The sequence below is a fragment of the Corynebacterium nasicanis genome, assembly GCF_042658165.1.
Taxonomy (GTDB): domain Bacteria; phylum Actinomycetota; class Actinomycetes; order Mycobacteriales; family Mycobacteriaceae; genus Corynebacterium; species Corynebacterium nasicanis.
This window is the reverse complement of sequence record NZ_JBHSQE010000003.1, coordinates 257,629-283,091: the sequence shown is the minus strand read 5'-3', so window position 1 is coordinate 283,091 and position 25,463 is coordinate 257,629. Positions and strand designations below refer to the sequence as shown.

At 70.0% G+C, this 25,463-nt stretch carries 24 protein-coding genes; 10 read left to right on the top strand and 14 right to left on the bottom strand.

Features of this window, described 5'->3' with window-relative positions; translation table 11 throughout:
• Positions 1 to 65: 65 nt before the first annotated feature.
• From ACFPUZ_RS05945 to ACFPUZ_RS05935, 3 genes are read left to right on the top strand one after another with little or no spacing between them, the layout of a single operon-like run.
• On the top strand, positions 66 to 1,694 hold the full coding sequence (locus ACFPUZ_RS05945) for an NAD-dependent epimerase/dehydratase family protein (RefSeq protein ID WP_377000832.1): 1,629 nt from the start codon (positions 66 to 68) through the stop codon (positions 1,692 to 1,694).
• Positions 1,695 to 1,750: 56 nt separating this feature from the next.
• Positions 1,751 to 1,912 carry a hypothetical protein gene (locus tag ACFPUZ_RS05940; RefSeq protein WP_377000830.1) on the top strand — a complete coding sequence of 54 codons (162 nt, stop codon included), beginning with the start codon at positions 1,751 to 1,753 and terminating at the stop codon, positions 1,910 to 1,912.
• A complete protein-coding gene (locus tag ACFPUZ_RS05935; protein ID WP_377000828.1) occupies positions 1,912 to 2,361 on the top strand; it encodes a CinA family protein in 450 nt (149 codons plus the stop codon). Before ACFPUZ_RS05940 ends, ACFPUZ_RS05935 begins: the two co-directional genes overlap by 1 nt.
• Here the strand turns inward: ACFPUZ_RS05935 and ACFPUZ_RS05930 are convergent.
• From ACFPUZ_RS05930 to ACFPUZ_RS05900, 7 genes are all read right to left on the bottom strand, one after another.
• Positions 2,358 to 2,774, bottom strand: a complete 417-nt coding sequence (locus ACFPUZ_RS05930; RefSeq protein ID WP_377000826.1) for a CBS domain-containing protein — start codon at positions 2,772 to 2,774, stop codon at positions 2,358 to 2,360. The genes ACFPUZ_RS05935 and ACFPUZ_RS05930 overlap by 4 nt on opposite strands.
• A gap of 64 nt (positions 2,775 to 2,838) precedes the next feature.
• Positions 2,839 to 4,500, bottom strand: coding sequence for a dipeptide ABC transporter ATP-binding protein (locus ACFPUZ_RS05925; RefSeq protein WP_377000824.1), 1,662 nt, complete (start codon positions 4,498 to 4,500; stop codon positions 2,839 to 2,841).
• A complete protein-coding gene (locus ACFPUZ_RS05920) occupies positions 4,497 to 5,504 on the bottom strand; it encodes an ABC transporter permease (RefSeq protein WP_377000822.1) in 1,008 nt (335 codons plus the stop codon). Before ACFPUZ_RS05920 ends, ACFPUZ_RS05925 begins: the two co-directional genes overlap by 4 nt.
• Positions 5,497 to 6,423, bottom strand: a complete 927-nt coding sequence (locus ACFPUZ_RS05915) for an ABC transporter permease (protein ID WP_377000820.1) — start codon at positions 6,421 to 6,423, stop codon at positions 5,497 to 5,499. The genes ACFPUZ_RS05920 and ACFPUZ_RS05915 overlap by 8 nt, the downstream gene beginning before the upstream one ends.
• Before the next feature lie 100 nt (positions 6,424 to 6,523).
• Positions 6,524 to 8,137, bottom strand: coding sequence for a peptide ABC transporter substrate-binding protein (locus ACFPUZ_RS05910; protein ID WP_377000818.1), 1,614 nt, complete (start codon positions 8,135 to 8,137; stop codon positions 6,524 to 6,526).
• 194 nt (positions 8,138 to 8,331) lie between these two features.
• Positions 8,332 to 8,628 (bottom strand): DUF2218 domain-containing protein, encoded by a 297-nt coding sequence (locus tag ACFPUZ_RS05905; RefSeq protein ID WP_377000817.1) that lies wholly within the window; start codon positions 8,626 to 8,628, stop codon positions 8,332 to 8,334.
• Positions 8,629 to 8,638: 10 nt separating this feature from the next.
• Entirely contained in the window at positions 8,639 to 9,499 is an 861-nt protein-coding gene (locus ACFPUZ_RS05900) for a 2-dehydropantoate 2-reductase (RefSeq protein ID WP_377000815.1), read from the bottom strand.
• 57 nt (positions 9,500 to 9,556) lie between these two features.
• On the opposite strand from ACFPUZ_RS05900, the gene ACFPUZ_RS05895 reads away from it, so the two are divergent.
• Positions 9,557 to 10,495, top strand: a complete 939-nt coding sequence (locus ACFPUZ_RS05895) for a DUF808 domain-containing protein (protein WP_377000813.1) — start codon at positions 9,557 to 9,559, stop codon at positions 10,493 to 10,495.
• Here the strand turns inward: ACFPUZ_RS05895 and ACFPUZ_RS05890 are convergent.
• Entirely contained in the window at positions 10,492 to 11,148 is a 657-nt protein-coding gene (locus ACFPUZ_RS05890) for a metalloregulator ArsR/SmtB family transcription factor (RefSeq protein ID WP_377000811.1), read from the bottom strand. The genes ACFPUZ_RS05895 and ACFPUZ_RS05890 overlap by 4 nt on opposite strands.
• Positions 11,149 to 11,199: 51 nt before the next feature.
• Here ACFPUZ_RS05890 and ACFPUZ_RS05885 point away from each other — a divergent pair, with 51 nt between their 5' ends.
• A complete protein-coding gene (locus tag ACFPUZ_RS05885; protein ID WP_377000809.1) occupies positions 11,200 to 12,423 on the top strand; it encodes an MFS transporter in 1,224 nt (407 codons plus the stop codon).
• Between the two features lie 4 nt (positions 12,424 to 12,427).
• The gene (locus ACFPUZ_RS05880) at positions 12,428 to 13,609 is read left to right on the top strand and encodes a chloride channel protein (RefSeq protein ID WP_377000807.1); all 1,182 of its coding nucleotides are present in this window, start codon (positions 12,428 to 12,430) and stop codon (positions 13,607 to 13,609) included.
• Here the strand turns inward: ACFPUZ_RS05880 and ACFPUZ_RS05875 are convergent.
• Entirely contained in the window at positions 13,592 to 14,725 is a 1,134-nt protein-coding gene (locus ACFPUZ_RS05875; protein ID WP_377000805.1) for an HNH endonuclease signature motif containing protein, read from the bottom strand. The genes ACFPUZ_RS05880 and ACFPUZ_RS05875 overlap by 18 nt on opposite strands.
• A gap of 114 nt (positions 14,726 to 14,839) precedes the next feature.
• Positions 14,840 to 15,646, bottom strand: a complete 807-nt coding sequence (gene zupT / locus ACFPUZ_RS05870) for a zinc transporter ZupT (RefSeq protein WP_377000803.1) — start codon at positions 15,644 to 15,646, stop codon at positions 14,840 to 14,842.
• Positions 15,647 to 15,699: 53 nt separating this feature from the next.
• On the opposite strand from zupT, the gene ACFPUZ_RS05865 reads away from it, so the two are divergent.
• Together ACFPUZ_RS05865 and ACFPUZ_RS05860 are read left to right on the top strand one after the other, a co-directional pair.
• On the top strand, positions 15,700 to 16,758 hold the full coding sequence (locus ACFPUZ_RS05865; RefSeq protein ID WP_377000801.1) for a lipoate--protein ligase family protein: 1,059 nt from the start codon (positions 15,700 to 15,702) through the stop codon (positions 16,756 to 16,758).
• 4 nt (positions 16,759 to 16,762) lie between these two features.
• Positions 16,763 to 19,090 (top strand): ATP-binding cassette domain-containing protein, encoded by a 2,328-nt coding sequence (locus tag ACFPUZ_RS05860; protein WP_377000799.1) that lies wholly within the window; start codon positions 16,763 to 16,765, stop codon positions 19,088 to 19,090.
• On the opposite strand, the gene ACFPUZ_RS05855 is transcribed toward ACFPUZ_RS05860, so the two are convergent.
• From ACFPUZ_RS05855 to ACFPUZ_RS05845, 3 genes are all read right to left on the bottom strand, one after another.
• The gene (locus tag ACFPUZ_RS05855) at positions 19,087 to 19,860 is read right to left on the bottom strand and encodes an SDR family NAD(P)-dependent oxidoreductase (RefSeq protein ID WP_377000797.1); all 774 of its coding nucleotides are present in this window, start codon (positions 19,858 to 19,860) and stop codon (positions 19,087 to 19,089) included. The genes ACFPUZ_RS05860 and ACFPUZ_RS05855 overlap by 4 nt on opposite strands.
• 41 nt (positions 19,861 to 19,901) lie before the next feature.
• Positions 19,902 to 21,683: a BCCT family transporter gene (locus ACFPUZ_RS05850; RefSeq protein WP_377000795.1), complete on the bottom strand. Its 1,782-nt coding sequence runs from the start codon at positions 21,681 to 21,683 to the stop codon at positions 19,902 to 19,904.
• A gap of 155 nt (positions 21,684 to 21,838) precedes the next feature.
• The gene (locus ACFPUZ_RS05845; RefSeq protein WP_377000793.1) at positions 21,839 to 22,345 is read right to left on the bottom strand and encodes an O-acetyl-ADP-ribose deacetylase; all 507 of its coding nucleotides are present in this window, start codon (positions 22,343 to 22,345) and stop codon (positions 21,839 to 21,841) included.
• A gap of 114 nt (positions 22,346 to 22,459) precedes the next feature.
• On the opposite strand from ACFPUZ_RS05845, the gene ACFPUZ_RS05840 reads away from it, so the two are divergent.
• Both ACFPUZ_RS05840 and ACFPUZ_RS05835 read left to right on the top strand, forming a co-directional pair.
• On the top strand, positions 22,460 to 23,209 hold the full coding sequence (locus tag ACFPUZ_RS05840) for a hypothetical protein (protein WP_377000791.1): 750 nt from the start codon (positions 22,460 to 22,462) through the stop codon (positions 23,207 to 23,209).
• Between the two features lie 23 nt (positions 23,210 to 23,232).
• On the top strand, positions 23,233 to 23,691 hold the full coding sequence (locus ACFPUZ_RS05835) for an S-ribosylhomocysteine lyase (protein WP_377000789.1): 459 nt from the start codon (positions 23,233 to 23,235) through the stop codon (positions 23,689 to 23,691).
• On the opposite strand, the gene selB is transcribed toward ACFPUZ_RS05835, so the two are convergent.
• On the bottom strand, positions 23,681 to 25,462 hold the full coding sequence (gene selB, locus ACFPUZ_RS05830) for a selenocysteine-specific translation elongation factor (RefSeq protein WP_377000787.1): 1,782 nt from the start codon (positions 25,460 to 25,462) through the stop codon (positions 23,681 to 23,683). The genes ACFPUZ_RS05835 and selB overlap by 11 nt on opposite strands.
• Position 25,463: the final 1 nt, after the last annotated feature.

Here is a 25,463-nt window from a genome sequence, read left to right as displayed (position 1 = left end):
TGCTTGAAATGTGATGGGTTTTGACGTTTCCTCGGAAATACACCCCCACCGACAGGAGACAGACCATGAAGATCGCCATCGTCGGCGCCACCGGCAACCACGGCACCGCCCTGCTCCGCGCCCTCCACGACACCCCGGAGATCACCGGGATCGTCGGCATCGCCCGCCGCCTACCTGAGGAGGAGCCTCCCTACGCGGGAGTGGAGTGGCACTCCATCGACATCGCCGGCGCCACCCCGGAAGAGGAGGCCGTCGCCGCCCTCAGCGCCGCCTTCGCGGGTGCCGACGCCGTCGTCCACCTCGCCTGGCTCATCCAGCCCAACGAGCGCCGCGAGCTGCTGCGGCGCGTCAACGTCGAGGGCACCGCGCGCGTCGCCCGGGCCGTCGCCCAGGCGGGGGTCCCGCACCTGCTGGTCGCCTCCAGCGTGGGCGCCTACTCCCCCGACGCCGCCCGCTCCGGCGCTGCGGAGCCCCCGCTGCGCGACGAATCCTGGGCCACCGGCGGGGTCGAGTCCTCGCACTACAGCGTGGACAAGGCCGCGCAGGAGGAGGTGCTGGACGCATTTGCGGCGGCACACCCGGACATCCTGCTCACCCGCCTCCGCCCGGGCCTGACCTTCCAGGCCGACGCTGGTTCGGAGATCCACGGCTACTTCCTCGGCCCCCTCGTCCCGGTGCGCGCCCTGCGCGCGGGCCGCCCGCCCATCCTGCCCGTGCCCAAGGGGATCCGCCTGCAGGCCGTTCACGCCGATGACCTGGCGCGGGCCTACGTGGCGGCGATCCTGCGGAAGGTCGGCGGGGCCTTCAACATCTGCGCCGACGATGTCCTCGGCCCCCAGGAGCTGGCCGACGTCATCGATCACGGCCGCTTCGTCGAGCTCTCCCCCGCCCTCGTCCGCGCCGGACTGCTCGCCGCCCACAAGGCGGGCACCGTACCGGCCGACGCCGGGTGGCTCGACATGGGCCTCGAGGTCCCCCTCATGGACAACTCCCGGGCCGCCGCCGAGCTGGGCTGGCGCCCCACCGTCTCTGCCGCCGACGCGCTCAGCGAGCTTCTCGACGGCATGATCGCGGGCCGCGGGCTGCCCTCTCCCCCGCTGCGCCCGCGGGACAAGGACGAGCGCCTCCACCCGGCCACCGGGGCGCGCACCGGGCACGGCGCGGCCGCCGGCGGGGAGACCGTCCCCGAGCACTACACCAAGGATCTGCTCGAGCTCTACCTCTCCGACCACCTCACCGGGGCGACGGCCGGGGTCAACCGCATCGAGAAGATGGCCGCCGACTACATCGACACCCCCATGTTCGCCGAGCTCTCGGGCGTCGCCGCCGAGATCCGCTCGGACCGCGAGCTGCTGCGCACCGTCATCGCCGATCTCGGCCTGGCCCGCAAGCCCTACCGACAGGCCGTGGCCTGGGTCGGCGAACGGGTCGCCCGCCTCAAGTCCGACGGCCGCGTGCTCGAGCGCTCCCCCATGACAATGCTGCTCGAGGCCGAGCTCATGCGCTCCGCCGTCAACGGCAAGCTGGGCGGCTGGGAGACCCTCCGGGAGCACGCCGAGGGGCTGGGCCTCGACCCGCAGGTCTTCGAGGACCTCATCGATTCCTCCCACCGCCAGCTGCGGACCCTGGAGAAGGTCCACGCCTATGCGCGCGAGCGCGCCCTGCGCGACAACCGTGACACGTTCTGGGACTGATGAGTAGACTCGCATACAGGAAGTGACGCCCGTCACTTAGAGCGAAAGGAAAAGTCATGAGCAACGACCCCCAGAACCCCGACCTCGACGACACCCGCTTCGCCGAGGAGACCGACCCGGGCAACCCCGGCAAGCGTGACGGAGCCAGCGAGGAGGACCTCGTCGAGGAGTTCGAGAAGGAGTCCTTCCCGGCCTCCGACCCGCCGGCCAACTACTGATGAATGCCCGGCTCGTCGCCGACCTCGCCACCGCCCACGGGTACACCGTGGCGGTGGCGGAGTCATTGACGGGCGGCACCCTCTCCGCCGAGCTGGCCGCCGTCGAGGGTTCCTCGGACTGGTTCGCCGGCGGCCTCGTCGCCTACCAGACGGCCACCAAGGTGGCGGTGCTCGGTGTTCCGGCCGGGTGCCCGGTCATCTCCGCGCAGTGCGTATCGACGATGGCCTCCTCCCTCGCCGACCTCCTGTCCGCCGATGCCGTGGTGAGCGTGTCCGGGGCGGGCGGCCCTGCAGGCCAGGACGGCGAGCCGCCGGGCACGACGTGGTTCGCCACGCTCGTGCGCGGGCGGGCCCGTGCGGAGCGGCGGCACTTCCCCGGCACACCCGAGGAGGTCCTGGCCGCCGCCCGGGCCTGCGCCCTGCGGCTACTCGCTGAGGAGATGGCCTAATCCTCGGAGACGGACTCCAGGAATTCGCCGACGGTGGCATCCGACATGGCGCGGGCGATGTCGGCCTGGGCCAGCATGCCGACGAGCTGGGTGCCGTCGAGCACCGGCACACGCCTGATCTGGTGCTCCTTCATCACGGCGAGGACCTCCTCGGCGGAGTCCTCGGGGGCGACGGTGATGAGGGTGGCGTCGATAAGCTCCCCGACGGTGACCGCCGTGGGATCGCGGCCCTCGGCGAGGGCGGTGACGACGATGTCGCGGTCGGTGATGATGCCGACGACGCGGCCCTCCCCGTCGATGACGGGGAGGGATCCGACGTCGGCGTCACGCATGTGCCGGGCGGCCACCTCGAGGGTGTCGGCGGAGTCGACGGCGACGACGTCGGTGCTCATGAGGTCTCGGGCGGTGGTCATGACAGCTCCTTCGGGGTGAGTGGATGGTACATGCAGAATCCTACCTGTAATCCACGTCACACCGTCAGTGCTCGACGAGCCCCAGATTCTCTCCCGTGCCCAGCTCGATGTTGAGGCCCGGCACCGAGTTGATGAGGTCGCGGGTGTACTCCTCCTGCGGATCCGCGAAGATCTCGTCGGAGGTGCCCTGCTCGACGACGGCCCCCTGCTTCATCACGACGATGTCGTCGGCGGTCTGCCGGACCACCGCGAGGTCATGGGTGATGAACAGGTAGGACAGGTCCAGCTCATCCTGCAGATCGGCCAGCAGGCGGATGATCTGGTTCTGCACGAGCACGTCGAGGGCGGAGACCGCCTCGTCGAGCACGAGCACCTCGGGGCGCAGCGCCAGGGCACGCGCGATGGCGATGCGCTGGCGCTGGCCGCCGGAGAGCTCGTTGGGGAAACGGCGCATCGCGGAGCGCGGCATGGCCACCATGTCGAGCAGCTCGGCGACGCGCGCCTCCCGCTCCTTCCGGCTGCCCACCTTGTGCAGCGCCAGAGGCTCCTCGATGCAGCGGTAGATGGAGAACATCGGGTCGAGGGAGCCGTAGGGGTTCTGGAACACCACCTGCATCTTGCGGCGCATGTTGAACAGTTCGCGGTTGCTCAGCGTCGACAGGTCGGTGCTCTTGTAGTACACCTTGCCGCTGGTGGGGTCGAGCAGGTTGAGCACCATGTTGGCCACGGTGGACTTGCCCGAGCCAGACTCGCCCACCAGCGCCAGGGTGGTGCCCTTGCGCAGGGTGAAGGAGACATCGTCGACGGCGGTGTTCTCGCCGAAGACCTTGGTCAGGTTCTCGACGCGGATGACCTCCTCCGTCTTCTCCTCCCGCCCCTGGGCCACCAGCTCCGTGGATTCGACGCCGGCGGCCAGCGCCGACTGGATACGGGCCGAGGCCAGCGAGGGCGCGGCCTTGACCAGGCGGCGGGTGTAGGGGTGCTGCGGGTCGCGGAGAATCTGCAGGGAGGGACCGGATTCGACGATGCGCCCGCGGTGCATGACCACGAGGTGCTCGGCACGCTCGGCGGCCAGGCCCAGGTCGTGCGTGATGAACAGCACGGCCGTGCCCAGTTCCTCCGTCAGGCCCTGGAGGTGGTCGAGGATGCGCTTCTGCACCGTCACGTCGAGGGCCGAGGTGGGCTCGTCGGCGATGAGCAGCTTGGGGCGCGCCGCCAGGCCCATGGCGATGAGCGCACGCTGGCGCATGCCGCCGGAGAACTCGTGCGGGTACTGCCGGGCGCGGCGCTCCGCGTCGGGCAGACCGGCCTCCCCGAGCAGCTCGGCGACGCGGGGCTTCACCTCCGAGCCCTTGACCACGTCATTCGCCTTGAGGGACTCGCCGATCTGCGTCCCGATGCGCCACACCGGATTGAGATTCGACATCGGATCCTGCGGGACCAGGCCGATCTGGGAGCCGCGGAACTTCTGCATCTCCTTGTCGCTCAGGCCGGTGATGTCCTGGCCGTCGAAAAGGATCTGCCCGCCGGTGACGCGGCCGGTGCCCGGCAGGAGGCCGAGGATCGACATCGCCGCGGTCGACTTGCCGGAGCCGGACTCGCCGACGATGGCGACGGACTGGCCCGGGTAGATCGTCATGTTGATGCCGCGGACGGCCTCGACGACGCCGGTGGAGGAGGTGAAGGAGATCTTGACGTCCTTCATCTCGAGAAGAGGGGTGCTCATCGCTTCCTCGCCTTCGGATCGAGGGCGTCACGGACGACGTCGCCGAGCATGATGAAGCTCAGGACGGTGAGCGCGAGCGCCATGGCCGGATAGAACAGGACCATCGGTTTGGTGCGCAGGGAGGCCTGCGCGGCGGAAATGTCCCCGCCCCAGGACACGATGGTCGGCGGGAGACCGATGCCCAGGAAGGACAGGGTGGCCTCCGCCACGATGAAGGTGCCCAGCGCCACGGTGGCGTAGACGATGATCGGGGCGGCCGCGTTGGGCATGATGTGGCTCGACAGGATCTTCATTCTCGACGCCCCGAGCGCCCGGGCCGCCGTCACGTACTCCTCGTTCTTCACGCTCATCACCGCGCCGCGGGTGATGCGGGCGATGTTCGTCCAGCCGAAGAGGCCGAGGACGAGCACCACGGTGATGATCGTGCGGTAGTCCTTGAACATCTGCATGACGACGATCGCGGCCAGCACCAGCGGGATGGCGAAGAAGACGTCCGTCAGGCGGGAGAGCAGGGTGTCGAGGATACCGCCGAAGAACCCGGCGAGCGCCCCGATGGCGGTGCCGATGAGCACCACGAGTGCGGTGGTGAGGATGCCCACGGCCACGGAGGCGCGGGCCCCGTAGATGGTGCGGGCGAAGATGTCGCAGCCCTGACGGTCGAAACCGAAGGGGTGCCCCGACTGCGGATCGCCGAGGGAGTTGGCCAGGGTGCAGGAGCGCGGGTCCACCGAGGTGAACAGCTGCGGGAACAGCGACATGAGCACCGCGACGAGGATGAGCGCCGCGGAGACCCAGAACAGCGGACGGCGGCGCAGGCTGCGCCACGCCTCGCCCCACATGGAGGCGGGCGCGGATTCGTCGGCGACGGCGTCGACGGCACCCAGGCCGGTCTCATCGGTCTCGGCGATGTAGTGGTCCTGGCCCGGGCGGGAGTGCAGGCGGTTCCCGGCGAGGATCTCGTCCTCGCCGGCCGGGTTGGCGACGTTTCTGTTGATGTCAGGCATAGCGGATCCTCGGGTCGAGAACGGCGTAGATCAGGTCCACGATGAGGTTGGCGACGATGTAGACGATGACGAGCACGGTGGTGAAGGACACCACGGTGGTCGGTTCGCCCTTGATGATCGCCTGGTAGATGGTGCCACCGACGCCGTTGATGGCGAAGATGCCCTCGGTGACGATGGCGCCACCCATGAGCGCGCCCAGGTCGGCACCGAGGAAGGTGGCCACCGGGATGAGCGAGTTACGCAGGACGTGGCGTCCCATGACCTGCCCGTTGCCCAGGCCCTTGGCGCGGGCGGTGCGGACGTAGTCGGCCCGCAGGTTCTCGCTGACGGACTGGCGGGTCAGCCGCAGCACGTAGGCGAAGGAGACGGCGCCGAGCACCACGGCGGGCATAAGCAGGGAGGTGAATGTCTCCCGCGAGCCCACCGTGACGGGGAGTATCCCCCATTTCACGCCGACGACGAACTGCAGCACGAAACCGATGACGAAGCTGGGGACGGCGATGACGATGAGCGAGAGGACGAGGACGGTGGAGTCGAAGATTCCGCCGCGGCGGACTCCGGCGATGACGCCGAAGATGATGCCGAACACGGCCTCGAAGGCCAGGGCCATGAGGGCGAGCTTGATGGTCACCGGGAAGGCCCGGGCCATGACGTCGGCGACCGGCTGTCCCGAGAAGGTGGTGCCGAAGTCGAGGGTGAGAATGCCCTTGAGGTAGAGCAGGTACTGGACGAGGAAGGGCTTGTCCAGGTTGTATTCCGCCTCGATGCGGGCGCGGGCGGCCTCGGAGAGGCCCCGGTCACCGCCGAGGGCCTGCACGGGGTCGCCGGGCATGAGGAAGACGAGTGCGTAGATGAGCAGGGTGGCGCCGAAGAACACCGGGATCATCTGGAGCAGTCGTCGCCCGATATAGCGCAACATAACTAGTCCTTGTGGGTGGTGAGTAGGCAGACAGGCGGATACCCGTGTGACGCGCTGGGCGTCACACGGGTATCAGTCATCACAGTGAGTCAGCGTAGCGCTAGTTCTTGGTGACGTTGTAGTAGACCGGGACAGACTTCCAGGAGAAGACGACGTTGTCGACGTTGCCGGAGGAGCCGCCCGCCACGTTGGAGTACCACAGCGGGATGGCCGGGAGATCGACGAAGAGCATCTCCTGCGCCTCGTTGTACAGGCCGGCTGCGGTCTCCGGGGAGTCGGAGGCGGCAGCCTCGGTCAGCTTGGCGTCGAACTCCGGGTTGGAGTAGTCGCCGTCGTTGGAGCCGGCGCCGGTGCCGTAGAGCGGGCCGAGGAAGTTACCCGCGGACGGGTAGTCGGCCTGCCAGCCGGTACGGAAGGCACCCTGGATGGTGCGGCCGGTGACGTCGTCACGCAGGGACTTGAAGTCCGGGTAGGGGTTGCCCACGGCCTCGATGCCCAGGGTGTTGCGGATGGAGTTGGTCACCGCATCGACCCAGGCCTGGTGGCCGCCGTCGGAGTTGTAGGAGAGGGTGAACTCGCCGGACCACGGGGCGATGGCGTCGGCCTGGGCCCACAGGTCCTTGGCCTTCTCCGGGTCGTAGTCGAGGACGTCGTTGCCCACGATCTCACCGTCGTAGCCCGGGAGGACCGGGGAGGTGAAGTCGGTGGCCGGGGTGCGGGTGCCCTGGAAGATCGCCTGGGTGATCTCCTCGCGGTTGATGGCGTGGGACAGGGCCTGGCGGCGCAGCTGGCCCTCCTCGCCACCCCAGTGCTCGAGGCTCTCGGGGATGGTGAAGGACTGGAAGACGGCGGAGGGCTGGTTGACGGCGCGGTCGCCGAGCTCGCTCTCGAAGGTGGAGAAGGCGGTGTCCGGGATGGCGTCGAGAAGATCGAGGTTGTCGGCCAGGAGGTCGTTGTAGGCCGCGTCGAAGTTGGCGTAGAAGACGAACTTGATGCCGTCGTTCTGGGGGGCCCGGTCGCCGGTGTACTCCTCGTTGGGGACGACGGTGGCGTCCTGGTTGTGGTTCCACTCGAGCAGCCTGTACGGGCCGTTGCCGTTGGGGTTCTCCCCGAAGGCGGCCTCGTCCTCGAGGGCCTCGGCCGGCAGCGGGTAGAAGGCGGAGTAGCCCAGGCGCATCGGGAAGTCGGCCTCGGGCTGGTTGAGCTCGATGGTGAAGGTCTTGTCGTCGATGACCTGCAGGCCCTCCATCGACTCCGCGCCCTCTTCGTAGCCGAGGATGGGCTCGAAGAAGTAGGAGGACAGGTGGGCGTTCTTCACGGCGTGGTTCCACGCGTTGACGAAGTTCTCGGCCTTGACCGGGGTGCCGTCGGCGAAGGTCTGGCCGTCCTTGAGCGTGACGCGGTAGCCCTTCTCACCCTCCGGCTCGATGGACTCGGCGACTTCGTTGTGGATCTCGCCGTCGGCGTCGTAGTAGACGAGGCCGGAGTAGATGAGATCGACGAGTCGCCCGCCGCCCACCTCGTTGGTGTTCGAGGGGATGAGCGGGTTCTGCGGCTCGGTGCCGTTGGCGGTGACGTAGTTGTCGCCGCCGGAGCTGGCGCTGCCGCTGCCGGACGAGCCGTTGCCGTTGTCGCCGGAATCGGTGCAGGCGACCAGTCCGAACCCGAGCGTGGTGGCTGCGAGCAGGGCCAGAGTCTTCTTGGTGAGTGCCATGTGGCGGACCTCCAGGGTGGAATAACAGGGTCAGAAGTTAATCTGTCGTTCACGTTACCGCGTGACCGCCATCACCCTGCAGTTGTAATGAGACCGTTACCACCATGTTGCGTAGACAAAAGTAGTTAGTGTCACCTTTTATGCTGCTCAGTTGACTTTCATTCGCCGGGAGATATCTGTGAATATCACCCCCGCTACCCCCGAGCCACCCCCGCGCGCTTCCACTCCACCTCGGCGCCCAGATCCCCGAAACCCCGGGCGACGGCCTCCTCCCACTGCGCGACATCCGCGGCCGCGCACTCCAGATGGAGCAGCAGCACCCCGTCCCCGGCGATCATGTCCACCTCCGCCCCACTGGACCAGGAGATGTGGCCGCGCCCCTCGGCGGCGATCCACTCCGTCACCGCCACGGCGGCGAAACGGGACATCAGGGACGTGGCCAGACGCTGGGGGCGCTCGCAGCGCACGCGGGCGGTCGACGATGTGGTCATGGCCCTGACCCTACCTCAGCAGGGCATATAGCAGTTCATGCACGCGGACGTCGACGCCGTGCCGCGCGGCCACCCGACACACGGCCCCCACCTGGGCGTCGAGCTCATGCGGTCGCCCGGCCACCAGATCACGGTGCATCGAGCTCGTCGCCTCCGCTGGCATGCGATCGGCGAACGCCAGGGTGCGGGCGACGGCATCCTCCGACAGCGGCACCCCGTGGGCACGCCCCGCCGCATAAATCTCCGCCATGAGCGCCTCCAGGCTGGGCCGCAGCCGGGTCCGCAGCTCCCCCAACGGCGCCCGCGCCACGGCCCCCAGCGCCCCCGTCGTGGTGACGTACATCGCCTTCTCCCAGACGTCGACGTCGATGTCGCCGCGCGCCCGGGCGTCAATACCCGCCGCGCACAACGCCTCCACGAACGTATCGACGCCCCCCTCCCCCACGTCATAGGACATCGGCCCGCCGTGGAACTCCACCCGGCCCGGGCCGGTGTGGTGGAAGTAGCCGCGCACGACACCGGGGCGCACCCGCTCGGGGCCCACCACCGCGCCGACGAGGTCAGGCACCTCGACGGAATTCTGCGTGACGGCGACGAGGGCGGTGGCGGGCAGGGCGTCGAGAAGCACGGCGAGGTCGGTCTCGGCGGTGACCTTGACGGCCAACAGCAGGATGTCGATGTCGCCGGCCGCGGCCAGCGTCTCGACGACCTCCACCGCCAGCGGCGGCTCCTCGTTGAGGCGCAGGCCCTCCTCCCGCAGCACCCGCAACGTCTCCCCGCGGGCGATGAACACGACGTCGTGTCCCGCCTTGACGAGGGAACCCCCGAACCAGCCACCGACCGCCCCGACACCCAGCACCGCTATTCTCATGCGGCCATCCTAACGGGAGTAGGATTTGCCCATACTTCTCAGGAAAGGTGTGGACCCATGGCCGGAGGCCTCCTAGCCCTGCTCGACGACGTCGCCCTCATCGCCCGGGCCGCGGCCGCCAGCGTCGATGACGTCGCCGCCGCAGCCGGCAAGACCTCGATGAAGGCGGCGGGCGTCGTCGTCGACGATGCCGCCGTCACCCCCCGCTTCGTCACCGGCATCCAGCCCGCGCGGGAGCTGCCGATGATCTGGCGCATCACCAAGGGCTCGCTGTTCAACAAGCTGGTCATCATCCTGCCCATCGCACTGTTCCTCTCCTGGATCGCGCCGTGGGCGCTCACGCCGATCCTCATGATCGGCGGCACCTACCTGTGCTTCGAGGGCGCCCACAAGATCCTCCACAAGATCCGCGGGCACAAGGGCGACGCGGACAGCAACGCCCAGGGCCCGGACAAGACCCCCGCTGACGAGGACAAACTGGTCAAGGGTGCCATCACCACCGACCTCATCCTCTCCGCGGAGATCATGGTCATCTCCCTCAACGAGGTCGCCGACCAGCCCATCTCCTTCCGCGCCGCCGTCCTCGTCGTCGTGGCCATCGGCATCACCGCCCTCGTCTACGGCGCGGTGGGCCTGCTGGTGAAGATGGACGACATCGGCCTGCACATGGCCGAGCGCGGCGGACCCGGCGCCCGCTTCGGCCGCGGCCTGGTCACCGCGATGCCGAAGGTGCTCTCCGTCATCGCCGTCGTGGGCACCTTCGCCATGCTGTGGGTGGGCGGCCACATCATCGTCGTCGGGCTCGAGGAGTTCGGTTTCACCTGGCCCTATGAGACCATCCACGGCCTGGAGACCGCCGTCGGCGGCGGCTTCCTCGGCTGGGTGGTCAACACCTTCTGCTCGCTGCTCGTCGGCCTGGCCTGGGGCCTGGTCGTGGCGCTGGCCGTCGACGCGGTCAAGGGGCTGAGCGGATCGAAGGAGAAGGCGGCCCACTAGGCGACGGGGCGGCCCGCCTCCCGCCACTCCGGATAGCCCTCCTCCAGACGCCACGCCTCGTGACCCGCCTCCCGCAGGCGGGTCACGGCGTCTGCGGCGAAGACGCAGAAGGGCCCGCGACAGTAGGCGACGATCCGCGCCTCGGCGGGCACCTCCTCCACCCATGCCTCCACCTCCGCCGGGGGGACGTTGAGTGCTCCCTCGGCGTGCCCGGCGGCGAACTCCTCGGCGGGGCGGACGTCGATGAGCAGGATGTCCCCCGTCGCGGCCAGGCGGTCGAATTCGGCGAAGGTGAGGGGACGGGCCCCGGCGAAGAAGCCCTCACTGAGGGTGGTGATCTCCGCGAGGTGCGTGCGCGCCAGGCCCGCAACAGCCAGGTAGGTCGAGGCGACCTCGTCGTCGGCGATGCGGTAGACCCGCGAGGTGCCCTCCGCGCGGCGTTCCACCAGGCCCGCCGCCGCCAGGATCTGCAGGTGCCGCGAGGTGTTGGCCACCGAGGCCGCCACCTGCCGGGCGAGCGCCTCGACGCTGCGTTCCCCCTGGAGCAGGATGTCCATGATCTCGATGCGCTTGGCGTTGCCCAGGGCGGCGCCGACGCGGGCGATGTGGCCGAAGGCGGAGTCCTTGAAGTCGCGGGCGGGTTGCGGTGCCATGCCCCCCATCGTACTGTTCAACTACTTCGTTGAATAGTTGAGGATACTGACATGGCTCCCCCACCCCGCCTCGGACTCCGCCCCAATGCCGCCCAATTCACCCTGCTCGTCGTGATCAACGCGCTGGTCGGCGGCATGGTCGGACAACAGCAGACCACCCTTCCCCTGCTCGCCGAGCAGGTCTTCTCCCTCCGCGGCTACTCCTGGGTCTTCGCCTACGTCGCCGCCTTCGGAGTGTCCAAGGCCGCCTCCAACTACCTCGCCGGGCTGCTCTCCGACCGCTACGGGCGCAAACCCGTCCTCCTCACCGGCTGGCTGTTCGGGCTGCCCGTACCCCTGCTCATCATGTGGGCCCCGAGCTGGGAATGGATCATCGCCGCCAACATCCTCCTCGGCCTCAACCAGGGCCTGGCCTGGACCACCACCGTCACCATGAAGATCGACCTCGTCGGCCCCCGGCAGCGCGGACTGGCCATGGGCCTCAACGAGGCCGCCGGCTACCTCGCCGTCTCGCTCACCTCCCTCACCGCCGGCTGGATCGCTGCCCAGCACGGCCTGCGGCCCGCCCCCTTCCTCCTCGGGGTGGCCTACGCCGTCCTCGCCCTGGTGCTCGTCGCCTTCTTCGTCCGTGAGACCCGCGGCTTCGTCGCGCTCGAGGCCCCCGCCCCCGCCCCGGCGCGGAGCAACGCCGGGATCATCGCCGACGTCACCTGGCGCCACCCTGCCCTCTCCTCCGCGAGCGTGGCGGGGATGGCCAACAACCTCAACTTCGGCCTGTCCTGGGGTGTGTTCCCGCTGCTCTTCGCCGGTGCCGGACTGGGTCTGCGGGAGATCGGCCTCCTCGTCGCCCTCTACCCCCTGGTGTGGGGCTGCGGGCAGCTGGCCACCGGCTGGATCTCCGACCACGTCGGCCGCCGCCCCCTGGTGGTCGGCGGCATGGCCCTGCAGGCGCTGGCGCTGGCCGTCCTCGCCTGGTCGACGGTGATGCCGGGCTGGGTCGCGGGCACCATGCTCCTGGGCCTCGGCTCGGCGATGGTGTACCCGGCCCTCCTCGCCGTCATCGGCGACGTCGCCGCCCCCGCCTGGCGCGGCCGCGCCGTCGGCGTCTACCGGGTGTGGCGCGACCTCGGCTACACCGCCGGGGCTCTCCTCGGCGGCGTCACCGCCGACACCCTCGGCCTGCACAGCGCGGTGTGGGCCGCGGCCGGGCTCTCCGCCCTCGTCGCGCTCCTCGTCGCCCGGCGTCTCCCCGAGACCCACCCCGGGTTACCCTGAACCCATGGTCCGCAGCGTGGCAGCCCTCCTCCTGGTGACACTCACCGGCGGAGTGGCCGCCGGCCTCATCGGCGGGGCGATGGCGTGGCTCATCGGGCGCATCCACGCCTTCGCCGCCGGTGGCCCCCTCCACCCCGTCGCCGCGGCCGCCCTCGGCGGTAGTCTCGCCGGCCTCGGCTGGTGGTGGTTGCGCCGCCGGGGTCCGGTGCGCGGCGTGGAGGAATCCGTCACCACCGACACCCCGCTGCCGCCGGGCCGCACGCTTATCGACGCCCTCCTCCAGCTCCTCGCCGTCGGCTCCGGCATCTCCCTCGGCCGGGAGCAGGCGCCACGCCAGGCGGCGGCGGCCGTGCTCGACCGCCTCTCCCGGGTGATGCGGATCGCCGAGGACCAGCGCCGCGTGCTCGTCGCCGCCGCCGCGGGGGCCGGCCTGGCCGCGGTGTACAACGTGCCGCTGGCCGGCGTGCTCTTCACCCTCGAGGCGCTGCCGGTGAAGCGCGACGCGCGGGCCCTGGTCGTCACCGCCGTGATGTCGGGCGTGGCGACGGTGACGGCCTGGCCCATCGTGGGCAACCGCCCCGTCTACCGGGTCCCGGACTCCCCCTTCGACGCGCTTGTCCTGTGGCTGGCGCCGCCCCTGCTGCTCGCCGCGGTGCTCGGCGGCCGACTCTTCCTGATGCTCATGCGCTCCGCCTACTCCTGGAAGGTCCTCGACCCCCGCTGGCTGCCCCTCAGCGTCGGCGCGACGACCGCCGGCGTGGTCACCGTCTCCCAGTTCCTGCCCGGGGTCACCGGCAATGGCGAGGGGATCGTCCGCGCCGCGCTCGACCCCGTCACCGCCCTCCCGCTCCTGCTCACGCTCGTGCTGGTGAAACCCCTGCTCACCGCCGCCTCCCTGGGGTCGGGTGCCGTCGGGGGCACGCTCACCCCGGCACTGGCGGTGGGTGCGGCGCTGGGAGCGGTCGGCGGCGCGCTCATGGGCGCCGACCCGGCCACCGTCCCTGTCCTGGCCATCCTCGGCGCCGCGATGGTGCTGGCCGTCATGCAGCGGGCCCCGCTCTTTGCCGGGGTCATCGCCTGGGAGCTGACGTGGGCTCCTCTGTGGACCCTCCCGCTTCTGCTGTCCGGAGCCGTGGGCGCCTACCTGCTCGCCCACCGCCCCGGGCGCTCAGGGCGCGGTGAGTAGCCCCATGGCGGACAGCGCCCGCTGGGGATGACGGTTCACCCGGGGTGGGCCACCGTCGGGAGGGTGGAAGACGACTCCGCCGGGTTCTCTTTCCAGGCGGCCGTTGCGGGGTGGGGCGTGGGGGTCATCGTCGTTTCGCCCGTTGTGCACCCGGCAGGCGGCGGTCATGTTCGCCAGGTTCGTCTCCCCCGCGAATTCCCAGGCGGTGAGGTGGTGGAATTCGCACTCGTCGGCCGGGGTGGTGCACTCCGGGAAGGGGCACATGAGGGTCTCGGCCTTGAGCAGCATCCGTTGTTTGTCGTTGGCGAAGCGTGACTCCCGGTACAGGTCGATCCCGCCCTCCACGAGGTCGAAGATCCCGACATAGCCGAGTTCAGCGAAGCCCTTCTCCACCCACTCCCGGCCCGTGATGGTCGTGCCGTCGCTGAGGCCGAAGACGGTGTCGCCACCCTCGCCCCGGGCGTAGGCGACGTAGTCGGGCGCCCGCATGACGCCGAAGGGCACGGGGGGCGGCGGGTTGCCGACCTGGCCGCCGCCGACGCCGTGCTGATAGGCGGCGTCGGCCATCGCCTTCTTCCAGTCGAGCGAGGGGTCCGCCCTCCGCAGTGCGTCGGCGGTGACCTGCAGGTGTGCCTTGTACCGGGCCATGTCACCGGCCGGGAGCGTCAGCGTCGCGGTGGACATGCCCTGGGCGTCGACATTCTTGCCGCCGCGGAAGGCGCGCAGGCCGCAGTTGTCGGAACCGGGGGCCTGCCGGTTGTGGGCGTAGACGCGGGCAGCCGCCTCCCGGTCGATCTCGTCGACGGTGCCGCGCAGGCCGCACAGCTCGACGCGCAGTTCCCACTCCGACACCGCGGCCTTCCGGGACAGCTTGCGCAGGTGCTTCTCGATCCTCTCGATCGCCGCCACCGGCAGCCCGCGCCCCGCCGCCACCGCGGCGGCCTGCAGCTTCTTCTGCCTGGTCGGGCCGAAGTAGACCCCGGCCACGCGCTCCCAGGCGCCGACCGTCGAGGAGGACTGGCCGAGATCCGCGCGCGGGAGGGCACCGGAGGCGATGTCCTCCAGCAACTCCATGCCCCGGGTGGCCAGGGCGCGCATCATCTCGGCAGGTCTCATGCCCCGGACGATAAACGGGATTCACGGGGGCGTCGAGAAGCAGCGGACCGCGTCTGTGGATAACCCTCAGCCATCCACAGAAACCGGCATTTCTGCCCCTCGACCGGTTGACAGTCACATCATGAGCAGCAAAGATGCCGCCATCACCGCCATGCCGAGGATGAGCCCGTAGATCGCGGTGTGGTGGCGCCCGGTGGCCACGGCGGTGGGCAGCAGCTCGTCGAGGCAGATGAACACCATGATCCCCGCGATCGCCGCGAAGGACAGCCCCAGGGTGGCGGGCCCGAGGAACGGCATGAGCAGAGCGAAGCCGATGAGGGCGCCGGCGGGCTCCGCGAGGCCCGACAGCGTCGACCAGGTCAACGCCCGCGCCCGGGAGCCCGTGGCCTGCCGGATGGGCACGGCGACGGCCACGCCCTCGGGGATGTTGTGGATGGCGATGGCCACCGCCACCGGCACCGCCACCGTGAGATCCTCCAGCCCGGCGATGAAGGTGGCGAAACCCTCGGGGAAGTTGTGGATCGCGATGGCTCCCGCGGTGAACATGCCCATCTTCATCATCCGCCGCCGCTGCGCGGCCTTCTGCGGATTCTCCCCGATCCCGCGCTCGTGCGGGTTGATGGGCTCCGGGACGAGCCGGTCGATGAGCGCGATCACCGCGATGCCGCCGAAGAAGGCCCCCACCGCCGCCCACGCCCCCAGGCGCTCGCCCCAGGCCGTGCCCAACTCCTCGAAGGCCTTGGGCAGGATCTCCAGGAAGGAGACGTAGAGCATGACGCCCGTCGAGAAGCCCAGGGCCCCGGCCATGAAACGCCGGCCGGGATTGTTCTTCATCACCCCGATGACGCCCCCGATGCCGGTCGCCAGACCCGCGAAGAGGGTGAGGCCGAAGGCCGTGAGGACGGTGGGGAGGTCGTACATGCCGGTTGACTTTACGCGACTCTCCCCGCCGCCTCCGGCTACCCTGGGGCGGTATGCACCAGCACTTCGAGATCAAGGTCCCCGGCGGCAAGCTCGTCGTCGCGGACGTGGAGACCGACGACGGCCACATCACCGCAGCGCAGATATCCGGCGACTTCTTCCTCGAGCCGGACGAGGCCTACGAGGCGCTCGGCCCGGCGCTGGAGGGGGCGTCGATAAGCGAGACGACCGAGGAGCTGCAGGCGCGCCTCGACGCCGCCCTCGTCGGCTGCGAGGGCCTCGCCCTGCACGGCTTCACGACGCGGGATGTCGCCGTCGCCGTCAAGCGCGCGGTCTCCGGCGGCACCGACTTCACCGACCACATCTGGCAGATCATCCACCCCGGGCCGCTGCCCACGCGGGTCAACGTCGCCCTCGACGAGGTGATGCTCAACCAGGTCGCCGCCGGGGAGCGCGGGCCGACGCTGCGGTTCTGGGAGTGGGAGGACAAGGCGACGGTCATCGGCTCCTACCAGTCCTATGTCAACGAGGTGGATCAGGAGGGTGTCGATAGGCACGGCATCGAGGTGGTGCGCCGCATCTCCGGCGGCGGGGCGATGTTCATGGAGGGCGGCAACTGCATCACCTACTCCCTCTACGTGCCCGACTCCCTCGTCGCGGGCCTGTCCTACGAGGATTCCTACGCCTACCTCGATCAGTGGGTGCTCGCGGCGCTGGCCCGGCACGGCGTCCACGCCTGGTACGAGCCCATCAACGACATCACCTCCGACGGCGGCAAGATCGGCGGCGCCGCCCAGAAACGCCGCCGCGGGGCCGTCCTCCACCACGCGACGATGAGCTACGACATCGACGCCGACAAGATGATGGAGGTGCTGCGCATCGGCAAGGTGAAACTGGCGTCGAAGGGCCTGCGCTCGGCGAAGAAGCGCGTCGACCCGCTGCGCCGCCAGACCGGCGCCCCGCGGGAGGAGATCATCCAGACGATGATCACCGAGTTCAGCAACCGCTACGGCGCGGAGCCCGCCACCCTCACCGACGGCGACCTCGCGGCCGCCGAGACTCTTGTCGCGGACAAGTTCGGCACGGAAGCGTGGAATCATCACGTACCGTGAGCGCATGAACCATGACGTCATCCGCGTGACCGGCGCCCACGTGAACAACCTCCGCGGGGTGTCCGTGGAGATCCCCAAGCGCCGGCTCACGGTGTTCACCGGCGTGTCCGGCTCCGGCAAGTCCTCCCTGGTCTTCGGCACCATCGCCGCCGAATCCCAGCGCCTCATCAACGAGACCTACTCCACCTTCGTGCAGGGTTTCATGCCCTCCCTGGCTCGCCCCGACGTCGACCGGCTGGAGGGCATCACCACCGCCATCATCGTCGACCAGGAACCGATGGGCGCGAACTCGCGCTCCACCGTCGGCACCGCCACCGACGCCACCGCCATGCTGCGCATCCTCTTCTCCCGCCTGGCGCAGCCCCCCGCCGGCGGCCCCGGCGCGTACTCCTTCAACGTGCCCTCCGTCTCCGCCTCCGGCGCGATCTCCGTGCAGGGCGGGAAGAAGGAACGCGTCAACTACTCGCGCACCGGCGGCATGTGCCCCACGTGCGAGGGCAGCGGCCGGATCTCCCACCTCCTGCTCAGCGAGCTTGTCGACGACTCCCTGTCACTGCGCGAGGGCGCGATCCTCGTCCCCGGCTACAAGGTCGACGGCTGGGCGTGGAAGTCCTTCGCCGAGACCGGCCTGGTGCCCGCCGACGTGCCGGTCGGGGAGTTCACGCCCGAGCAGCGCGAGCTCCTGCTGCACGCCGAGCCACGGAAGATAAAGTTCAACGGCTTCAACTACACCTACGAGGGCCTGGTGCCGCGGGTGGAGAAGTCGATCCTCAGCAAGGACCGCGATTCCATGCAGAAGGCCATGGGCGAGTTCGTCGACCGCGCGGCCACCTTCGTCGACTGCCCCGCCTGCGGCGGCACGCGCCTGGCCCAGCACGCCCTGGAATCCCGGATCAACGGGGCCAACATCGCCGAACTCTGCGCCATGGAGATCCGCGACCTCGCCGCGTGGATGGAGGGGGTGTCCGACCCGTCGGTGGCCCCGCTCATCGACGCCCTGCGCGAGACCCTGGCCAACTTCGTGTCCATCGGCCTGGGATACCTCACCCTCGACCGCCCCGCGGGCACGCTCTCCGGCGGCGAGGCCCAGCGCACCAAGATGATCCGGCACCTCGGCTCCGCTCTCACCGACGTCACCTACGTCTTCGACGAGCCCACCGCCGGCCTGCACCCCCACGACATCCAGCGCATGAACTCGCTGCTCCTGGAGCTGCGAGACAAGGGCAACACCGTCCTCGTCGTCGAGCACAAGCCGGAGACCATCGCCATCGCCGACCACGTCATCGACATCGGCCCCCATGCCGGGCGCGACGGCGGCCTCATCCAGTTCGAGGGCACCGTCGCCGGGCTACGCGCCTCCAACACCCTCACCGGGCGGCATCTCGACGACCGGGTCGCGGTGAAAGCGGAGACGCGCGCGGCGACGGGGGCCATCGAGGTGCGCGGGGCCAGCCGCAACAACCTGCGCGACGTCGACGTCGACATCCCGCTCGGCGTGCTCACCGCAATTACGGGCGTGGCCGGCTCCGGCAAGTCCTCCCTCATCGCGGAGCTCCCCCGCTCGGAGTCGACCGTGTTCGTCGACCAGTCCCCCATCCGCGGCTCCCGGCGCTCCAACCCGGCCACCTACACCGGTGCCCTCGAGCCGATCCGCAAGGCCTTCGCCAAGGCGCACGGGGTGAGCCCGGCGCTGTTCTCCCCCAACTCCGAGGGTGCCTGCCCCAACTGCAAGGGCGCGGGCGTGGTCTACGTCGACCTGGGCATCATGGCCGGCGTCGACGTCCCCTGCGAGGTGTGCGAGGGGCGCCGTTTCGACGAGGCCGTCCTCGACTACCACCTCGGGGGGAAGGACATCTCCCAGGTGCTGCAGATGCCGGCCGCCGAGGCCGCCGACTTCTTCTCCGCGGGGGAAGCGAAGGTCCCGGCGGCCGCGAAGATCTGTCGGCGCCTCGTCGACGTCGGCCTCGGCTACATCACGCTCGGCCAGCCCCTGACCACCCTGTCGGGCGGCGAACGCCAGCGCCTCAAGCTGGCCTCCCACCTGGCGGAGAAGGCCACCGTGTTCATTCTCGACGAACCCACCACCGGCCTGCACCTGGCCGATGTGGACATGCTGCTGGGACTGCTCGACCGCATGGTGGACTCCGGCAAGACCGTGGTGTGCATCGAGCACCACCTGGCCGTGGTCGCCCACGCCGACCACGTCATCGACCTGGGCCCGGGAGCGGGTTCCGACGGCGGCGAGATCAGCTTCACCGGCTCCCCCGCCGAGATGATCGCCGACGGGTCGACCCTGACCGGGCGCTACCTGGCGGAGTACGTGGCCTCCTAGCCGGCCGACCACCCGGCGTCGACCGGCAGGATGGCGCCGTTGACATTGGAGGCGGCGTCGGAAAGCAGGAACACGATGGTGGCGGCCAGCTCCTCCGGGCGCGCGTTGCGGATCGCGCCCTGGTGGATCGGGGTGATGGCGGCCAGGCCGTGCGAGGGGTCGATCTCGCCCTCGTTGACCGCCGCGGAGGTGGTCATGATGTTGGTCTCCACCCCGCCCGGGGCGATGAGATTGCAGCGGATGTTCTCCCGGCCGTAGGTGTAGGCGGTGTTCCTCGTCAGGCCGGCCAGCCCGTGCTTGGAGGCGGTGTAGGCCGCGCCGGCGGCGGCACCCCGCAGGGAGGCGGCGGAGCCGGTGTTGACGATCGCTCCCCCACCCGCGGCCCGCATGTGCGGCAGCACCGCGCGCGTGAGCAGGAAGGGGGCGGTGAGGTTGATGCGCAGGCAGCGCTCCCACACGGCGTCCTCGGTCTCGGCGGCACCGTCGAACTTGTCCATGATGCCGGCGTTGTTGACCAGGCCGAGGCGGTGGCCGGTGGCCACCGCGGCGTCGACAAGCTTATCGACGACCCCCTGCTCCGAGATATCCCCGACGGCGGCCGTGGCCTGCCCGCCGGCCCCGGTGATCTCCTCGACGACGCCGTGCGCGGTCTCGGAGATGTCGGCGACGATGACGTGGGCGCCGCGCTCCGCGAGCTGGAGGGCGGTGGCGCGGCCGATACCGGATCCGGCGCCGGTGACGATGATGGTCTGTCCTGTGAAGTCGTTCATGTCCCGATCCTAGTCGTACTGACCGGCGAGGACCGGGGGCCTTAGTGCCGGGCCTCCGGCTCCGTCTCCTCGATGATGGTCACCTCGTAGCCCTCTCCGTCGTGCTGCCGCGAGTACTCCTCGAGCACCGCACCGACGACGGCGGGGTTGATGGGCTCCTCGTCGTCGGGGATGTGGTGGATCGGGCCGATGGGCTCCGGGGAGGGGGCCTGCTCGAGCTCCTCCCACTCCTCGGGGGTCTCGGCGCGCGACCACTGGCGGGTGACGATGGGCACCGGGGCGCCGAGGTCGTTCTTCAGTGCCACGCCGAGGCTGAACATCATGATGAATCCCATGACGAAAAACGGCAGGCCGATGACGATGATGATCTGCTGCAGCGCGGAGAGCCCGCCCTCACCGGTCGCGGCGAGCAGCACCGCGGCGACCGCCCCCATGAGCACCGCCCACGTGACCTTCTGGTGGGTGGGCGCGAAGGCGGGTTCCTTGCCGGAGGCGATCATGTCGGTGACCATCGCCGCGGAGTCGACGGAGGTGGTGAAGAAGATGATGACGATGAGGATGCCGAAGCCCGACATGAACGTCGCGGCCGGGTAGTGGGAGAGGAACTCGAAGAGCGCGCCCGGGATGTCGCCGTCGACGGCGACGCGTTCGACGAGTCCCCCGGCCCCATCCTCCGATTCGATGAGGAAGGAGGAGGTGCCGAAGACACCGAACCAGATGAGGGAGAACGCGACGGGCAGGCCGAGGACCCCGGCGACGAATTCACGGACGGTGCGCCCGCGGCTGATGCGCGCGATGAAGATGCCGACGAAGGGCGACCACGTGATCGTCCACGCCCAGTAGAAGACGGTCCACGTGTTCTGCCACGTGGCGTTGTCGGCGCTGTTGGGCGTGGCATTGTTCCAGAACGCCAGCTCCGGCAGGCGGGAGAAGTAGATGCCGAAGGATTCGATGGTGCCCTTGAGCACCATGACCGTCGGACCCGCGAGGATGACGAAGATGAGCAGCGCGATGGCCATCCAGATGTTGATGTTGGACAGCATCTTGATGCCCCGGTCGAGCCCTGCGGCGACGGAGATGCAGGCGACGGTGGTGACAATGCCGATGATGATCACCTGGATGAGCGGCGAGACCTCGAGTCCGAAGAGTTCCGCCAGGCCGGCGTTGATCTGCAGCGTGCCCAGCCCGACGGAGGTGGCCACGCCGAAGATGGTGCCGATGAGCGCGATGACGTCGATGGTCTTGCCGATCGGCCCGTACACCCGGGAGCCGAGCAGCGGCGAGAAAATCGAGCTCACCCGCGGGGGCATCTTCCGCTTGTAGATGAAGTACGCGAAGCACAGCGCGGGCAGCGCGAAGATCGTCCACGTGTGCAGGCCGAAGTGGTAGTGGGTGAGCGCGATGGCCTGGCGCGCCGCCTCGGTCGACTCCGGTGCGACGTCGCCCATCGGCGGGTTGGCGTAGTGGGAGATCGGCTCGGCCACACCCCAGAACATGAGGATCGTGCCGATACCGGCGGCAAAGAGCATGGCGAACCACACCAGCGTGGGATATTCGGGGCGATCCTCATCGGCCCCGAGGCGCACATGCCCGTAGCGGCTGATGGCGACGATGAACAGGAAGATGAGGAACACCGTCACGCCGAGGATGTAGAACCAGCCGAGATTCGACAGGATCCAGGTGGTCGCGGCGCCGAAGACGGCCCCGACCCAGTCCCCGGCGACGATGGTGAGCACGACGAAGGCGAGGACGGCACCCACGGTGGCGAAGTACACCGGTGGGTCGGTCTTCAGGCGGAGAGAGGTGGCCAAGCGGGTGAGCACGTCGATGATCCCGTCACAGTAGGAAACACTTATCCTTTCCAACCTAGGCACGACCCCGGCGCCCCCGACACCGGAAGGTGTGCGGACAATTCGCTTCGCGACGCCCCCTTTCCCCCACTCACCAGCGCCTCCGCCGGACCATAACAATCCCCTAACTAATCGCGCAGCGCCGCCCGGTACGCCGCCTCCGCGGTCTCCCCGAAGGGGACGAAGATGATCTCCTCGACCCCGCCCACCTCCCGGCACGTGGTGACGGCGTGGCGGGCGGCGTCGTCGATCGGCCAGCCGTAGACCCCGGCGGAGATCGCGGGGAAGGCGACACTGCGCGCCCCCAGCTCCCGCGCCAGGCGCAGGGACTCCCGGTAGCAGGACACCAGAACCTCCGAGCGGTCCGCCGTGGCGGACCACACCGGCCCCACGGTGTGGATCACCCAGCGCGCCGGGAGCTCCCCCGCGCCGGTGGCCACCGCCTGCCCGGCGGGCAGTCCGTCCGGGTACGTCGTGGCGCGGAGCTCCCGGCACTCGGCGAGGATGCCCGGCCCGCCGACCCGGTGGATGGCGCCGTCGACTCCCCCGCCGCCGAGCAGGCCGGAGTTCGCGGCGTTGACGAGGGCGTCGGCGCGCACGGTGGTGATGTCGCCGGGTGCGATACGTAGTTCCATGGGGCCAGGGTAGGTGGTGGGCGTCGAGAAGCACGCCGCACCGCCCGATTCCCGGCCCCGAAACGGGCCTGTGCGGTGCGTTCCTCACTCCGCGGGCGCGGCTAGGCTGTACCCATGGCTGTTCCGAGTTGCCCCCTGCCCCGCCCGCCGGCGGGTGCGGACGTCCATTCCCTCCCCCTGGACCGGGTCAACCAGGCGATTCTCTTCTCCCACCTGCGCACCGCGGAACTCATGGAGCCCGCCGGGACGCTCATCCCGGTGATCCTCGTGCCGGATTTCCTCACCCGCGGATGGCGCGTGCGGTGGGAGTTCGGCGTCATCGGCTCGCTGTCGGAGGGGATGCGCGCGCAGTTCCCGGAGGTCGAGCGCTTCCACGCGGCCCAGATCGAGCCGCAGGTGTGGGCGCGGGTGTGCATCGACAAGGAACGCGGGCTTCTCGACGTCGCCGTCGAACTCCCCTCCCCCGAGCTGCTGGTCCCCCGCACCTCCCTCCCGGAGGGCGCGCGCGTCCTCCCGCAGGGCTACCGCCTGCCCGCCACCCTCGACGGCGAGAACCGCCAGGTCCTCGGCCGGGTCGAGGGGCTTGATGTCCTCGTGGACGGGGTCGCGGTCGCGCAGCTCGAGTATGTCCCGCTTATCGACGGCCCCCTCGGCGTCCGCCTCTTCGTCATCGACGGCGAGAGCTTCGTGGACCTCGGCATCGGCGAGCCCCGCGACATGCCGGTTCTGCCGGAATGGGAACCCCCGGCCCCGCCCGTCGATCCGGCCGCCCCGTGGGAGATCACCGTGGACGCGGTCGAGGTCATGGACCCGAACCCGACGGGGTCGCGGGAGTTCTCCCTCCCGGCGACGGAGGGACCATAGGGGACGTTGCTACGATCACCGGCATGCGTATGAACGTCGAATCCTTCAACCTTGACCACCGCACCGTCGCCGCCCCCTACATCCGGGTGGCCGACCGCAAGACCCTCCCTGCAGGCGATGTCATCACCAAGTACGACATCCGCTTCTGCCAGCCCAACCAGGACCACCTCGACATGCCCGGCATCCACTCGCTGGAGCACTCGATGGCGGAGACCATCCGCAATCACGCGGACTTTGTCCTCGATTTCTCCCCCATGGGCTGCCAGACCGGTTTCTACCTCATGGTCGTCGGCGATCACCCGCAGGAGGAGATCGAAGAGCTCATCGCCGTGTCGCTTGCCGACGTCCTCGAGCTCACCGAGGTGCCCGCCGCCAACGAGGTCCAGTGCGGCTGGGGCGAGAGCCATTCCCTGGAGGATGCGCAGGCGGCCGCCCGCGCCTTCCTCGACCGTCGCGCGGAGTGGTCTCAGGTCACTGCTTAACCCGGCGGTGCCCGGCGTCGAGACGCACCGTCTGACCGGTGGCGTCGAGGTGCTCGAGCAGCGGGATGGCCACCCGCCGGGTGGTGTCCAGCGCGCGGCGCGCCTGTGAGGTGGTGAAAGGCTGCTCGAGCGCCCGCAGACGGGCGAGTGCGACGTCGGGGGCGTCGGGCAGGAGAATGACGCCGGAATCGAGACGCAGCAGCCGCCCGGCACGCTCGGCGGCGGCCAGCTCCTTCGGCCCGAGGCCGAGTTCCTGCAGGTCGTGGGCCTCGGGGGCGTGGAAGGGGGCGTCGGCAAGCCGCTTTTCGACGCTGGCCACCCCCGCCTCCGCCGCGCCGAGGTCGACGCGCGCCCCGGGCAGGCGCAGCAGGCCGTCGGCCTGCTCGAGCTTGGCCGCGGCGATGACCAGGCCGAGCAGGGATTCATCGGGCAGCGACAGCACGCTGAGCGCCGCCCCGCGGCTGAGGCCGGCGGCCAGGGGGCGTGCTGCGGCATGGCGGGTGACAGCCGCGAGAAGGGTGTCGCGCCAGCGGCCGAGCTGGGGGACGTCAATCCACCAGTCCCGCAGGGCGACGGCCCCCTGTGGCGGCCCGTCAGGCACCGCGAAGCCCATGATCTCCAGGTCGGCGCGGCGCAGGGCCCCGCGGCGGGCGATCTCGGCGGAAATGTCGCCGCCGACGGGCGTGGCCAGGAGGGAGGCGGTGCGGCGGTGGCCGTCGCCGCGGCGCCGCAGGGCGGGCGGGTCGACATCCATGACCTGCACCCCTGCCAGCACCGAGCGCGCCCCGGAGGAGCGCAGGACCAGCCGGTCGCCGAGGACCAGCGGCAGCGGGCGGGCCAGGGTGAGCCGGGCGTGGCCCTCGCCGAAGGGGCGCAGGCCGGCCTCGACCGCTGCGGTGCCGACGTGGACTATGACCTCGGCGGGGGCGTCGGCCAGCGGGACGCCCATGGTGCGGCGGACGTCGAGGGTGCTCACCTGCGGCCAGACGCCCGGGGTGAGCAGGACGTCTCCGCGGTGGATGTCCTCCGCGCTCTCCCCGCGGAGGTTGACGGCAACGCGGCTGACGGGCCCGATGCTGCGGTGCGGTTCGTTCTCGCTGTGCAGTCCGCGGACGGTGACCTCGCGGGAGCCGTTGAGCGCGAGGCGGTCGTCCTCGCTAAGGGTGCCGGCGGGCAGGGTTCCGGTGACCACCGTGCCGGCGCCCGTGACGGTGAAGGAACGGTCGATCCACAGGCGGACGCGGGTGTCCGGGTCCGGGGTGGGGGCGGCTGCGAGGACCTCGTCGAGGGCGGCCCGGAGGTGGTTGAGCCCCTCGCCGGTGCGGGCGGAGACGGTGACGATGGGGGCGTCGCCCAGCCCGGTGTCGGCGAACTCGTGCCGGACGCGGGCGGCGACCTCGGCGCGGCGGGCCTCATCCGCCCGGTCGGCGCGGGTGAGCGCGATGACCCCGTGCCGGATCCCCAGCGCATGGAGGGCGTCGCGGTGATCGGCGGACTGGGCCTGCCAGCCCTCGTCGGCGGCGACGACGAAGCAGACGACCGGGGCGGGTCCGACGCCGGCGAGCATGTTGCCCATGAAGCGTTCATGCCCGGGGACGTCGACGAAGGCGACGTCGCGCCCGGAGGGCAGGCGGGTCCACACAAAACCAAGGTCGATGGTCAGGCCGCGGCGCTGCTCCTCCTCCCAGCGATCCGGTTCCATGCCGGTGAGGGCCTTGACCAGGGTGGATTTGCCGTGGTCGACGTGCCCGGCGGTGGCGATGACGTCCATG